The sequence below is a fragment of the Novosphingobium cyanobacteriorum genome, from assembly GCF_029436685.1.
GTDB lineage: Bacteria > Pseudomonadota > Alphaproteobacteria > Sphingomonadales > Sphingomonadaceae > Novosphingobium > Novosphingobium cyanobacteriorum.
On sequence record NZ_JAROCY010000001.1, the window covers coordinates 24,294 to 37,598 of the forward strand.

9 protein-coding genes are annotated in these 13,305 nt (G+C 66.4%); 4 read left to right on the forward strand and 5 right to left on the reverse strand.

What is annotated here, in order from left to right; genetic code table 11:
* Window positions 1–33: 33 nt before the first annotated feature.
* Window positions 34–1,443 carry an SLC13 family permease gene (locus tag POM99_RS00105; protein WP_277274695.1) on the reverse strand — a complete coding sequence of 470 codons (1,410 nt, stop codon included), beginning with the start codon at window positions 1,441–1,443 and terminating at the stop codon, window positions 34–36.
* A 502-nt stretch (window positions 1,444–1,945) separates the two neighbouring features.
* Window positions 1,946–2,680, reverse strand: coding sequence for a class I SAM-dependent methyltransferase (locus POM99_RS00110; protein ID WP_277274696.1), 735 nt, complete (start codon window positions 2,678–2,680; stop codon window positions 1,946–1,948).
* Between the two features lie 128 nt (window positions 2,681–2,808).
* Here POM99_RS00110 and POM99_RS00115 point away from each other — a divergent pair, with 128 nt between their 5' ends.
* Together POM99_RS00115 and POM99_RS00120 are read left to right on the forward strand one after the other, a co-directional pair.
* Entirely contained in the window at window positions 2,809–3,780 is a 972-nt protein-coding gene (locus POM99_RS00115) for an SAM hydrolase/SAM-dependent halogenase family protein (RefSeq protein ID WP_277274697.1), read from the forward strand.
* 59 nt (window positions 3,781–3,839) lie between these two features.
* Window positions 3,840–4,688, forward strand: coding sequence for a hypothetical protein (locus POM99_RS00120; RefSeq protein WP_277274698.1), 849 nt, complete (start codon window positions 3,840–3,842; stop codon window positions 4,686–4,688).
* A gap of 102 nt (window positions 4,689–4,790) precedes the next feature.
* Here the strand turns inward: POM99_RS00120 and POM99_RS00125 are convergent, their stop codons facing one another.
* Together POM99_RS00125 and POM99_RS00130 are read right to left on the reverse strand one after the other, a co-directional pair.
* Window positions 4,791–7,307 (reverse strand): penicillin-binding protein 1A, encoded by a 2,517-nt coding sequence (locus POM99_RS00125; protein WP_277274699.1) that lies wholly within the window; start codon window positions 7,305–7,307, stop codon window positions 4,791–4,793.
* Window positions 7,308–7,344: 37 nt separating this feature from the next.
* The gene (locus POM99_RS00130; RefSeq protein WP_277274701.1) at window positions 7,345–8,190 is read right to left on the reverse strand and encodes an N-acetylmuramoyl-L-alanine amidase family protein; all 846 of its coding nucleotides are present in this window, start codon (window positions 8,188–8,190) and stop codon (window positions 7,345–7,347) included.
* Window positions 8,191–8,414: 224 nt separating this feature from the next.
* On the opposite strand from POM99_RS00130, the gene POM99_RS00135 reads away from it, so the two are divergent.
* Both POM99_RS00135 and POM99_RS00140 read left to right on the forward strand, forming a co-directional pair.
* A complete protein-coding gene (locus POM99_RS00135; RefSeq protein ID WP_277274702.1) occupies window positions 8,415–8,879 on the forward strand; it encodes a hypothetical protein in 465 nt (154 codons plus the stop codon).
* A complete protein-coding gene (locus POM99_RS00140) occupies window positions 8,803–11,640 on the forward strand; it encodes an Rne/Rng family ribonuclease (protein ID WP_277274703.1) in 2,838 nt (945 codons plus the stop codon). Before POM99_RS00135 ends, POM99_RS00140 begins: the two co-directional genes overlap by 77 nt.
* Before the next feature lie 298 nt (window positions 11,641–11,938).
* On the opposite strand, the gene POM99_RS00145 is transcribed toward POM99_RS00140, so the two are convergent.
* Window positions 11,939–13,249: an ammonium transporter gene (locus tag POM99_RS00145; RefSeq protein ID WP_277274704.1), complete on the reverse strand. Its 1,311-nt coding sequence runs from the start codon at window positions 13,247–13,249 to the stop codon at window positions 11,939–11,941.
* Window positions 13,250–13,305: the final 56 nt, after the last annotated feature.

Below are 13,305 nucleotides of genomic sequence, written 5' to 3' on the forward strand. Positions count from 1 at the left end.
AGTTGTCCTGAAACTGCCGCTCAGGTCAAGACCTTAGAGCGCGAGCAGCGCCGCCGCGCCCCAGACCACGCCGATCATTAGGAACACGCCCGCCACATCGAGCAGGAACCCGGCCTTGATCACGCGCGGCATGGCGATGTGCCCGGTGGCCCAGGCCAGCGCGTTTGGCCCGGTGCCGGCGGGCAGCATGAAGCCCCAGCTGGCGGCGAGCGCGGCTGGCAGGGCAAGCAGGATCGGGTCTGCCTTCAAAGCGCCGCACAGCGCGGCGACCACGGGCATGATCCCGCTGGCCGCCGCGATGTTGCTGGCGAATTCGGTGACCAGCACCACGAAGGCGACCAGCACCAGCGCCACGATCGGCAGCGGCACCGCCTTCAACGGCAGCATGGCGGTGGCCAGCCAGTCGCTGAGGCCGGAGGCATCCATGCCGGCGGCGAGCGAGAGGCCGCCACCGAACATCAGCACCACATCCCACGGCGCGCGGTTGGCTTCCTTCCACACCAGCAGCGGCCGCCCGGTGCCATCAGGCACCACGAACAGCAGCAGCCCGGCGATGGCGGCGATGGTGCCGTCGGTCAGCCCGCCCTTGGGAAAGAGCGGTTCGGTGAGCGGCTGGGTGGTCCAGGCCAGCACGGTGACGATGAAGATCGGCAGGAGGCGCTTTTCCGGTACGGTCCACGCCACCGAATGTTCGATGGCGTTGCGCGCGGCGGCGGGATCGAAGCTGTCGGTACGCAGGCCGTGGACCCGGCTGATGATCCACGCCGCCAGCGGCACACCGACCAGCACCACCGGCATGCCGAACAGCGACCATTCAACGAAGCTGATCTTCACGCCCAACGTCTTGTCGAGCAGGGCGACGGCGATGGCGTTGGTGGGGGTGCCGACGATGGTGCCGTATCCGCCCAGCGTGGCGGCGAAGGCCACGCCCATCGGCAGCGCGCCGGCCATGCCGTGCGTGTCCCCCGGCTTCACCCCGCCCGAAGCGAGGATGGCCAGCGCCATGGGCATCATGATCAGCGCGGTGGAGGTGTTCGAGATCATGGTGCTGATCGCGGCGGTGGCGGTCATCACCGCCAGCAGCAGGCGGACCGGGCTTTCCCCGGCATGGCTGAGCATGAACAGCGCCAGCCGCCGGTGCAGCCCGGTGCGTCCGATGGCGAGGGCGAGGAACGCGCCGCCGACGAAGAGGAACATGATCGGCGAGTAATAGGCCGAGGCGGTCTTGTTGGCGTTGGACACGCCGGTGAGCGGCAGGACGATGAACGGCAGCAGCGCGGTGGCCGAAAGCGGCATCGCCTCGCTCATCCACCAGACCGCCATCCACCAGACGAGACCTGCGGTGGTCCAGGCGGGGGCAGGCATCCCGGCGGGCGCGCCGAGCAGCAGCGTGACCGCAAACCCCACCGGTCCGGCGATAAGCGCCAGCTTCTGCCAATTCATGTCGCGCCGATTCCCATCCCGTTACCCCCATGCTGCCTAGCACATCGGCGGGCCTGCGGAAGCGAGGTTGACACGATGCGGGCGGCGATTTCTGGCGATGGATCGGTTGGGTGAGGTTGACACGGTTGACACTGTCCAATGGGCAAAACTCGGCGCGGCCTTTCTGGCCATGCGCAAGGCACCTGCCGACCTGCGGGGCAGACCGGAGTGCGGACGCGGAAGCGAAGGATTTCTGCGGCATCCGAGGGCGATTCACGGGTTCAAGGAGCGGTGTTGGCCGGTGCAATTATGCAAATCGGTGGCGTGTAGGAAAGGCGAAAATAAATAACAGACATGTCTGTTATTTTTGGTGTAGGAATTGGGAGACGGAAGGGAGTGTTGGCAGGCTCTGGATCGCTTCGTCGGCTTCGCATCCTCGCAATGACGAGAGATGGAGCCGGTACCGCCGCTTCTGGCCGGCAAGCATGATCGTGAGCCAGCCAAGCTTGCCGCCTCCCAACCCTCACCCCGCCCGAAGAGTGAACACGAATTCCTGGCAGAAGCGGTCGAGGCGGGAGAGTGCGCCGAGGAAACGCTTCTTGGTGGGGCGGGAATTGCGGAAGGCGCAGGTGGTGGTGAAGCCGGTGAAGGCGAAGAGTTCTTCGAGTTCGGTGCGGGTGTATTCGCGGATGTGGCCCATGTGGCCGAGTTCGTGCAGCTTGCGCCATTCGGAGACGAGCGAGGGGCCGCTGCGGCCGCGGCGGAGCATGGGCACGAAGCGCGGAGCGTAGAAGAAATTGGGTGTGGTGAGATAGATCAGCGCCTGCGGAGCCATGCGTGCGCGAATATCGCGCAACATGCCGACAAGATCGATCCGCATGTGTTCGAACACCTCGCACAGGCAGATCACATCGAAGGCTGAAAGATCGAGCGTGGCGCGCTGGGCCGCATCCTCGAAATCAAGCGCCCGAACCGTGAGGCCGAAGCGTTCGATCACCGGGGCGTGGCGTGCGGGATCAATATCCAGCGAGGTGACGTGGAGGCCGAGCCGCGCGGCGAAAACCTCGAACAGATAGGGCGCGCCGCCGACATTGAGCACACGGCCGCCGGGAACGAGCCGGGCCAGCCGCAGGGCATCATCAGCGCAGCGCAACGCCTGTGTACGGCCATAATGCACCGCCCATGAATCGGTGTGCGCAGCGATCAGTTCCTGTGCGGCGGCGGCGAGTTCGGGCGTGGTGCAGGCGGGGACGGTCATCGTGCGCGGTGGTAGCGGATGGGGGCGACCTTGCAAGCATGGCGCGCTGCGTATGTGCGGTGTCGCCGCCTTATTAGGAAGTCCCACTTGAAGTGCGCGTGGGCGGCGCGGCAGAAAGGGCGCATCTGATGGAGGTGGCGATGCGCGGCAAGGGGTTCTGGTTGGCATTGGCGGCGGCGGGTGCGGCAGCGGGGCTGGTGGCGGGGGCGGGAGCGCCCGTTATCGCCAAGCCTGCGGCGCAGCGGGCGCGGGCGGCGCTGCCGCGCACGGTGCCGCTGGTGCTGATGACCGATTTCGGGGTGAAGGACGGGGCGGTTTCGGCGGTGAAGGGGGTGGCCTATGGCGTATCGCCCAAGTTGCTGATTTCGGACCTCAGTCACGAGATCGAGGGGATCTGGGACGGGGCCTATCGCCTGTTCCAGGTGGCGCCGTACTGGCCGAAGGGCACCGTGTTCGTGACCGTGATCGATCCGGGCGTGGGCACGGCGCGCAAGTCCATCGTGGCGCGGACCAGGGCGGGGCATTACTATGTGGGGCCGGACAACGGGCTTTATACCCTGATCGACGAGGCCGAGGGCATCGATGCGGTGCGGGTGATCGATGAGACGGTGAACCGGCTGCCCGGATCGCAGGATTCCAACACGTTCCACGGGCGCGACGTGTTCGGCTATACCGGCGCGCGGCTGGCTTCGGGCACGATCACGTTCGACCAGGTGGGGCCGCTGGCGGACCCGGCCAAGCTGGTGCGGCTGAGCTACCAGCGCGCGGTGGTGGAAGGGGGCGCGCTGAAGGGCATGATCCCGGTGCTGGACATCCAGTATGGCAACGTGTGGACCAACATTCCGCGTGAAATGGTGGCGCGGGCCGGGCTGAAGGTGGGCGACCGCGTGAGCGTGGACATCCTGCACGAGGGCAAGGTGGTGGACAGCGTGACCGCGCCATTCACCAACACGTTCGGCGACGTGCCGGTGGGCGCGCCGATGGTCTATATCAACAGCCTGCTGAACCTGTCGGTGGCGCTGAACCAGGGCAACTATGCCAAGGACCATGGGATCGGCTGGGGGCCGGGGTGGTCAGTGCAGGTGCGCTGGGGGGATTGAGAGGGGCTATTGTATCGGTATCGTTAGCAGGTAGCTTGCTTGTTAGCTGAGGGCTGACGATGCCGGACTTTGATGATCCTTACTGGACGGTCGCCGTATTGGCGCCGATTGCGGCTGTCATTGCGGTCGCCGCGCGAGGGCGGTGGAAGAAGTTTGGCCTCGGTGTGGGGGTGTTTGCCGCTGCGCTTTTCTTGGCAGGCCGTCTTACCGCAGCCCTGCATCGACCGATCGACAGCGGGGTGCAGAAACTTGTGATCCGGCAGAGTGGTGTGTGGGTTCCGGGTTACGAATACAGGATTGATCGAGACGGTAGGTTGCAGGCTTGGGAATCGCCCGATGGGGAGCAGATCAGACGCGCATCCGTTAAAGTGTCACCCAAGGTGTTCCTCCACGCAATGGATCTGGCCGAACCGGCGAGGGCGGATGTTTCGTATCGGGAAGATCCGCTGAGCCGCTGCAAGTTGCTGCACCATACGATCGACACGGAAATCAATTGGGTGATGCGCGGCGGCGCGTCCACATCTGCATCCCAGCACGTCCATTGCCTGTTGGGCGTGCGAGATTACGCAAGCGGTATGCCCGGATGGCTTGCGGCGCAAGTCGGCCTATCGCGAGGGCGCAGTAGTTGGACGGTTTGGGATCAACGGGATGCCGTGGTGCATTACCTCTACACGCAAATTCCGGAGGATGCGTGGGTGGTGCAGACGTCGGATAGTCTTGGTGATGATGGAGACGGTGGAAAATTAAGAAGTGGGACCCCGGATCAGGTCCGGGGTGACGGGATTTTGGTGTCTGCGTTATGTTCGCAGAAGGAGGATCAATCACGGGTGCGCTGTGTATTGATGGAGACTAAAGCCGCGCGCGAGTTGGACTGCCACGCTTTACTTTCATCGTCACCCCGGACTTGATCCGGGGTCCCGCTTAATTCGGAGCGTCCCGCTTTTACCGAGATGTTGAGCCCCCACCCCAACCCCTCCCCGTCGGGGAGGGGCTTTCTTTGGGGCTTTCCGTCAGTAGATGCCGCCCTGTTCTTCGACGAAGTCGCCTTCCTCGCTGGCGCCTTCGTTGCTGGTGACGGACTGGCCGCGGGCGGCGCGGGCCTTGCGCAGGGCGTCCATCACCGCTTCCTTGACGGTCAGTTCCTCGGCGCGGGCGGTGCGCTTGGGTTCGGTGTCGGGCTTGAAGGCTTCCCAGATGACCGAGGCCTTGGCGACGTCGTTTTCAGCAGTGCCGCCGAACACGCGCTTGCCCGAGACGCGATCGATGCGGACCATGCGCACGCCTTCGGGCGCGGTGAAGGGGATGTCGGACCAGCGGTTGCGCGTCTGGAGGACGAACTGCTTGAAGATCGGCGCGGCGATGCGGCCGCCCTGGGCATAGCCGCCAAGGCTGCGCGGCTGGTCGTAACCGAGATAGACCCCGGCGATGATATCGGGCGAGCCGCCGACGAACCAGACGTTGGTGGGGCCGGAGGTGGTGCCGGTCTTGCCGAAGAGCGGCAGGCCCAGATCGCGCAGGGTGACGGCGGTGCCGCGCACCACCACGCCTTCAAGCATGTGGACGACCTGATAGGCGGTGCGCGCGTCCATCACCTGCCGCCCGGTGGGCTTGAAGCGGGGCATCGGCCGGCCGTCCCACTGCGCCATGTTGCATGTGGAGCAATCGCGGTTGTCGTTGCGCCAGATGACCTTGCCGTTGCGATCCTGCACGTAGTCGACCAGCGACTGGTCATGCTGCCGCCCGTGGTTGGCGAGCGCGGCATAGGCATTGACCATGCGCGCCACGGTGGTGTCACCCGCGCCGAGCGCCATCGACAGGAAGGGCTGGTAATCGCCGATGCCGACATTCTTGATGGTGCGCACGACCTTGTCCATGCCGACATCGTTGGCGATGCGCACGGTCATCAGGTTGCGCGACTGTTCAAGGCCCCAGCGCATGGTGTGGCTGCCCGAGCCGCCTTCGTTGCCGAAGTTGCGGAAGCACTTCTGGCCGAGCGCCGCGCCCTGATAGACGCAGAAGGTGCCATCGAGCACCATCGAGGCGGGGGTCATGCCGTTGTCCAGCCCGGTGGCATAGACGAAGGGCTTGATCGTGGAGCCGGGCTGGCGATTGGCCTGGGTGGCGCGGTTGAACGAGCCGAGCCGCGCATCGAACCCGCCCTGCATGGCGAGGACGCGGCCGTTCTGCGGATCTTCCACCACCATGCCGCCCGAGACTTCGGGAATGGTGCGCACGGCCCAGGAATTGCCGTTGGGAGCAACCGCGATGATGTCACCCGCGCGCATGGCATCGGGCATGCCATAGAGCGGGCCCTGCTTGCCATCGGCAAAGCCGACGGTGCCGGCGCTGCCGCTCTTGGACAGGACGACGCCGACGCGCCAGTCCTGATAATGGATCGAGATGTTGCTGGAGATCAGCTCTGTCTGCCAGCGTTCGAGATCGGAGACGCGGGCGATCGGGCCGTTCCAGGCGCGGCCGCCGCTGTAGCGCAGCAGGCCGGCGCGCAGGGCGGCCTGCGCCGCGGTCTGCAACTGGGTGTCGAGCGAGGTGCGCACCCACAGGCCGCCGGCGTAGACGCTGTTCGGGCCGTTGTCGGCATTCTCGCCGAACCTGTCGATCAGCTGGCGGCGCACTTCCTCAAGGAAATAGCCGGCGTCGGCGGTGTAGTTCTCGGCGCGGCGGGGGACGAGGCCGAGCGGCTGGGACTTGGCCTGGGCCGCGGCCTGCGGCGTGGTCCAGCCGTTCTTGACCATCTGATCAAGCACCCAGTTGCGGCGGATCAGCGCCTTTTCGGCGTTGCGGGCGCGGCCATAGGTTTCGGGCGCCTTGGGCAGGATGGCGAGGAAGGCGAATTCGTGCAGCTGCAGGTCACCCACGTCCTTGTCAAAATAGGCGCGGGCGGCGGCCTGCACGCCGAAGCTCTGACGACCGAGCGGGATCTCGTTGAGGTAAAGCTCGAGGATCTGCTGCTTGTTCAGCACGGATTCGATGCGGCGGGCGAGAATCATCTCCTTGAGCTTGCGCCCCACGGAGTATTCGTTGCCGATCAGGATGTTCTTGGCGACCTGCTGGGTGATGGTGGAGCCGCCGCGGGCGCGCTCGCCCGAGCCGAACTTGGTGGCATAGTCCACCACCGCGCCGGCGAAGCCGAGGTAGTCGATGCCGCCGTGGCTGAAGAAGGTCTTGTCCTCTGCCGAGAGGAAGGCGTGGATCAGCGGTTCGGGAAAATCGACGTAGCGCAGCTGCACGCGGCGTTCGCGGGCGTAGCTGGAAACGATCTCGCCATCGTTGCCGCGCACCATGGTGGGCAGCGGCGGCTGGTAGGTGAGCAGCTTGTCCGCCGAGGGCAGGGTGCGGATCATCGTGACCCAGAGCAGCGCGTAGAGCAGCACCAGCACGCCCAGTGCATAGCCGAGGCGGCGCACCCAGCGGTTGGTGCGCCACTGTTCGCGGGCCAGCTGGAACAGCCCCGAAGCATCGCGGCGGATGCGGAAGCGGATGTCTTGCGGGGTCGTGTCGTCGGCCATGGTCGCGGGCGCTCTAGCACGGCGGGCGCGGGCGGCGCTAGCGGGTCTCTTGACGGGCGAGCGCGATCTCTATCGCGCGGGCGAGATGGCGGGCGAAGGTGGCGCGCCATTGCGGATCGCGCATGGCGCGGGCGTCGTCTTCGTTCGAGATGTAGCCCGCTTCGAGCAGGACCGAGGGCACGTCGAGCGACTTGAGCACGATGAAGGCGGCCTGGCGCTGCGGATTGGCGTGGAACTGCAGCGCGCCCTGGCCTTCGCGCAGGATGAGGTCGGACAGCGCCTGGCTGCGGCCGCGCATCTCGCGCTGGGAAAGATCGACGAGGATCGAGGTCACGGTGTCGGACTGGTCACCCAGCCTGACGCCGTTGACGGTATCGACTTTGTTTTCACGCGCGGCGACCTGATCGGCCACGGCATCCGATCCGCGATCGGACAGAGTGTAGATGGTGGCGCCGCCGGCCTCGTCGTTTTCAGCGGCGTCGGCGTGGATCGAGACGAAGAGGTCTGCGCCAAGGCGGCGGGCGATGCCGGCGCGTTCTTCAAGCACGAGGAAGCGGTCGCTGTCCCGCGTGAGGGCGACGCGGACGCGGCCATCGGCGAGCAGGGCATCGCGCAGCGAGCGGGCGAGGGCGAGGGTGAGGATCTTTTCGCGTTCCCCGCCGGGGCCGCCCGCGCCGGGATCATGCCCGCCATGGCCGGCGTCGATCACAACGAGCGGGCGGCTGGCGTCTGCAGGGCCCAGGACAGGGGGAAGCCCGATGGTGGCGCTGCCATCGGGCAAGGCGACACGGGCGACATAGGGGGGAACGGTGGTGCCGGTGGCCTGCAGCCGCACGGCCCAGAGCGCCAGCACGGCCAGCGGGACAGCGAAGCCCGCAGCCACCCCCAGCCTTTGCAAAAGCGCCCGCCGTTCCATTGCATTGCGCTATGCAACGCCCGGTGCGCCACGGTAAAGCCGGAATTCACCACGACGCTTCCATTCCGGGGGAACCTTTGACGCGAACCGTTTCAATCCTGCCATGGTTTTAATTGCCGCTTTGCAATTGCAGTGCTAGCAACCCATGTACCGGGGCATGCCAGCACCGGCCCGGCCAAGCCAGGAAGGCGATGACCGCCGGGTTCAGGGGCCTGCTGGCACACTATCCGGACAAGAACGCGGGGACGGCGTTGCAACCGCATCCCCCACCCGCGCCAGAGGTTGATGCCGTGATGATGAGCCAAGTTTCCGCCCAGCCGAACCGCCCGAAAGGGGCGCGTTACGGCTCGTCGGACACCGGCGCGCGCACGTTTCCGCGAATTGTCATCACCGCAGACACACACCAACCGCCGCCGGGCGGCGAGCGCATGCGTTTCGCAACCGCGCTCCGATCCGGCAATTCCGCATTCGCGAAGCGAGGCATCCGGCATACTGCCGATGCGCGCGCTCGCGCCTTTGATGAAAACCGCGCCCTGATCCCGGGATACGTCCCGCGGCGGCGCGGCTGGAGATTATTTGATGACAACGCGCATGCTGATCGATGCGCGCCACCAGGAAGAAACCCGGGTGGCGGTGCTGAAGGGCAACCGTATTGAGGAATTCGACTTTGAATCTGCGGATCACAAGCAGATCAAGGGCAACATCTATCTGGCCAAGGTAACACGGGTCGAACCGTCGCTGCAGGCGGCGTTCGTCGACTTTGGCGGCAACCGCCACGGCTTCCTGGCCTTCAGCGAAATCCACCCGGATTACTACCAGATTCCCAAGGAGGACCGCGAGGCCCTGCTGGCCGAAGAGGCCGCCCATGCCGAGGAAGAGGCCGCCCTGCGCGCCGCCGAGGACGATGAGGAAGAGGACGACTACGCCGAGGGCGAAGACGGCTATTCCGACGAGGGCGTGACCGAGGTCGATACGTCCGAGAAGGACGACGTTGCCACGATCGATGGCGGCGTGGTGGAGCGCGGCTTCGAGCATGATGGCGAGGACGCCGGCGAAGAGGGCGATGAAGCCGAAGCCAGCGACGCCGAAGACGGCGGCGAAGGCGAGGAAGGCAGCGAGGACGGTGGCCGCCAGCGTCGCCAGCGCCGTGGCCGCCGCCAGGGCCGTTCGCAGGGCAAGGAAGCTGACGAACTGCGCGCCAAGCGCATGGCGCTGCGCCGCCGCTACAAGATCCAGGACGTGATCCAGCGCCGCCAGGTTCTGCTGGTGCAGGTGGTGAAGGAAGAGCGCGGCAACAAGGGCGCGGCGCTGACCACGTACCTGTCGCTGGCCGGCCGTTACTGCGTGCTGATGCCCAATTCGAGCCATGGCGGCGGCATCAGCCGCAAGATCAGCTCTGCCGCGGACCGCAAGCGGCTGAAATCTATCATGACCGAGCTGGAGCTGCCCAAATCGATGTCGTGCATCGTGCGCACGGCGGGGCTGCAGCGCACCAAGCCCGAGATCAAGCGCGACTTCGACTACCTTGCCCGGCTGTGGGACGAGATCCGCGAGCGCACGCTGAAGAGCAGTGCGCCGGCACTGATCCATTCGGACAGCGACCTGATCAAGCGCGCGATCCGCGACATCTACAACCGCGACATCGAGGAAGTGGTTGTTGAGGGCGAGTACGGATACCGCGCCGCCAAGGACTTCATGAAGCTGCTGATGCCCAGCCACGCCAAGCGCGTGCGGGCCTATGTCGATCCGGTCCCGCTGTTCCAGCGCTATGGCGCGGAAGACCAGCTGACCGCGATGTATGACCCGGTGGTGCAGCTGAAGAGCGGCGGTTACCTGGTGATCAACCCGACCGAGGCGCTGGTTTCGATCGACATCAACTCGGGCCGCAGCACCAAGGAGCACGGCATCGAGGCGACCGCGCTCAACACCAACCTGGAAGCGGCGCGCGAGATTGCCCGCCAGCTGCGCCTGCGCGACATGGCCGGGCTGGTGGTCATCGACTTCATCGACATGGAATACGGATCGAACATCCGCAAGGTCGAGAAGGCGATGAAGGACGCGCTGAAGAATGACCGTGCGCGCATCCAGGTGGGCCGCATTTCGGGCTTTGGCCTGATGGAAATGAGCCGCCAGCGGCTGCGCACCGGCGTGCTGGAAGCAACCACCCGCGCCTGCCCGCACTGCGACGGATCGGGCCTGGTGCGCACGGCATCATCGGCCGGGCTTTCCGCGCTGCGCATGATCGAGGACGAGGCCGCCAAGGGCAAGGGCAACGTCATCACGCTTTATGCTTCGCAGGAAGCGGCGATCTATGTGCTCAACGCCAAGCGCGCCGATCTCGCCGAGATCGAGGACCGTTATGGCGTGACGGTGGAAGTGATCCCCGAAGGCGAGAACGAAGGCGCGAAGATGCGCGTCGCCTCACGCGGGCCAAAGCCGGAATTCGTGCCCCGCTTCGAACCGATCATCGAGCCTGAAGAAGAGGACGTGATCGAGGACGAATACGAGGACGAGGAAGAAGCCGAGGATCAGGGCGAGCGCCAGCAGGGCCGTGGTGGCCGTGGGCGTGGCCGTGAAGAGGGTGAAGGCGAAGGTGAGGGCGAAGGCCGTCGCAAGCGCCGCAAGCGCCGTCGTGGCCGCAATCGCGATCGTCGTGACGAGGACGGTGCGCCGCAGGGCGAAGCCGGTGACGAAGACGAGACCGAGGGCGCTGAAGAAGCCGGCGAAGGTGCTGGCGAGGATGGTGCCATCGAAGCCGGTGAAGGCGCTGGCGAGGGCGGCGAAGGAGGAAACGACGGTGAAGGCCGTCGCAAGCGCCGTCGGCGTGGTCGTCGTCGGCGGGGTGGCCGCGATGGTGGCATTAACGGCGAAGGCCAGGCTGAAGGCGAAGCGGGCGATGAAGCCGGCGATGACGCCGATGCGCCTGCCGCCGCAGAGGCTGTGGTGGCCGAAGTGGCCGAGCCTGTTGCCGCGGCAGAACCGGTTGCCGAGGAAGCTCCGGCCAAGCCGAAGCGCACCCGTCGCAAGAAGGCCGAGCCGGTTGCCGAGGAAGCCGTGGTTGAAGCAGCCCCGGTGACCGAGGAAGTGCCCGTGGCCGAGCCGGTGGCGGAGGAAGCTCCGGCCAAGCCGAAGCGCGCGCCGCGCCGCAAGAAGGCCGACGCCGTGGCGGAAGCCGCCCCTGTGGCCGAGGAAGCGCCTGCCGCCGAACCGGTTGCCGAGGAAACCCCGGCCAAGCCGAAGCGCGCGCCGCGCAAGAAGAAGGCCGATGCCGCCCCGGCAGAAGTGGCCGAAGCGCCGGCTGCCGAAGCGGTGAGCGAGCCGGTTGCCGACGCTGGCGCAGATGCCGCCCCGGCAGCGGAATCCGCCGAGGATGGCCCGCCGCGCCGCGGCTGGTGGCAGCGCACGTTCGGGGCCTGATCGGGCCCAGGGCGAAGGCCTGAAAGAAAAGACCCCGCCGGGCCTGGTGCCTGGCGGGGTTTTTCTTTGGTGGTCGGGTGCAGGAAGCAGGTTTCGCGCAAAGACGCGAAGATTAGGGTTCGCGCAGAGGCGCAGAGGCGCAGAGAAACGGAAGTGATAAAAGGCGGCCGCACCGCAGGCCTTTATCGCTTCTCCGCGCCTCTGCGCGATACTCTTAGTGGCTTTGCACGAGCAAAGAAGCCCACCCCGACTTCTTCCGCAGGCGGGAGGACCGGGGTGCGCTTATGACCCACCAGGCTCAGTCGAATTCCCAGGCGCGTTCGCCGTGGCTGGTGATGTCGAGGCCTTCGCGTTCCTCGTCCTCGCTGACGCGGATGGGCACGACCATCGAGACCATCAGGCCGGCGATGACCGTGGCGATGGCGCTCCAGGCGGCGACCACGCCCACCCCGGCGATCTGGGCGAAGAGCTGGCGGGCAAGGCCCATGCCTTCGGCATAGCCGGTGCCGCCCAGCGCGGGAGAGATGAACACCGCCAGCAGGACCGAGCCGATCATGCCGCCGACGCCGTGGACGGCGAAGACATCGAGTGAATCGTCGATCTCCAGCCGCTGCTTGACCAGCAGGATCATGGGATAGCAGACCACTGCCGCGGCGACGCCGAAGACCATCGCCGCGCCAGGCGCGATATAGCCAGCGGCAGGCGTGACGGTGGCGAGGCCGGCGATGGCGCCGGTGGCGAAGCCGACCGAGGTGCACTTGCCCACGGCGAAGCGTTCGATCAGGATCCACACCAGCGCGGCAACGCAGGCGGCGACGTGGGTGTTGATAATCGCGGCGGCAGCGTCGTCATTGGCGGCGAGTGCTGATCCGCCGTTGAAGCCGAACCAGCCCACCCACAGCAGCGCCGCGCCGGCCATCGTCAGCGCGGGCGAGTGCGGCAGCATCAGCGTCTTCGGAAAGCCCATGCGCTTGCCCAGAAGGAGCGCGACGACGAGCGCGGAGACGCCCGCCGTGGTGTGGACGACAATGCCGCCGGCAAAATCCATGGTGCCGAGGCGCGTGGCGAGCCAGCCGCCGCCCCAGATCCAGTGTGCGACGGGAGCGTAGACGATCAGGCTCCACAGTGCGCAGAAGGCGACGACCCAGCCGAAGCGGGCGCGGTCAACCCAGGCGCCGACCATCAGCGCGGGCGTGATCAGTGCAAAGCACATCTGGAACAGGGCGAAGGCGCTTTCGGGAATGGCGGTGTTGGGGCGCACATTGCCCAGATCGAGCAGCATCCACGCGTTGCCCGCGCCCAGCCAGCCGTTGGTGACGGTGCCGAAGGCGAGCGTATAGCCCACCATGACCCACAGCAGCGAGGCCACGGCGGCAATCGCGCCGACCTGAACCAGCACTGCGAGGAAGCCCTTGGCGCGGACGAGGCCGCCGTAGAACAGGGTGAGGCCGGGGGCGGCCATCATCAGCACGAGCGCGGAGGAAATGAGGATCCATGCGGTGTCGCCGGTATCGGCCGCGTCAACCGTGGACCCGCCAACCTGCGCATGTGCGAGGGCCGGCAGCGTCAGTGCCGCCAGCGCGGCGATGGCGCCCAAAGATTTCCGCATTGCAAAGCTCTCCCTCGCACCGCCGTGCAATCGCTTGCGGCGGCCTGATCCCGCGC

Excerpts from the sequence above, each read along its gene's own strand:
- POM99_RS00105 (WP_277274695.1), bottom strand. The coding sequence starts at position 1,443 with ATGAATTGGCAGAAGCTGGCGCTTATCGCCGGACCGGTGGGGTTTGCG.
- POM99_RS00110 (WP_277274696.1), bottom strand. The coding sequence starts at position 2,680 with ATGACCGTCCCCGCCTGCACCACGCCCGAACTCGCCGCCGCCGCACAG.
- POM99_RS00115 (WP_277274697.1), top strand. The coding sequence starts at position 2,809 with ATGGAGGTGGCGATGCGCGGCAAGGGGTTCTGGTTGGCATTGGCGGCG.
- POM99_RS00120 (WP_277274698.1), top strand. The coding sequence starts at position 3,840 with ATGCCGGACTTTGATGATCCTTACTGGACGGTCGCCGTATTGGCGCCG.
- POM99_RS00125 (WP_277274699.1), bottom strand. The coding sequence starts at position 7,307 with ATGGCCGACGACACGACCCCGCAAGACATCCGCTTCCGCATCCGCCGC.
- POM99_RS00135 (WP_277274702.1), top strand. The coding sequence starts at position 8,415 with ATGACCGCCGGGTTCAGGGGCCTGCTGGCACACTATCCGGACAAGAAC.
- POM99_RS00140 (WP_277274703.1), top strand. The coding sequence starts at position 8,803 with ATGACAACGCGCATGCTGATCGATGCGCGCCACCAGGAAGAAACCCGG.
- POM99_RS00145 (WP_277274704.1), bottom strand. The coding sequence starts at position 13,249 with ATGCGGAAATCTTTGGGCGCCATCGCCGCGCTGGCGGCACTGACGCTG.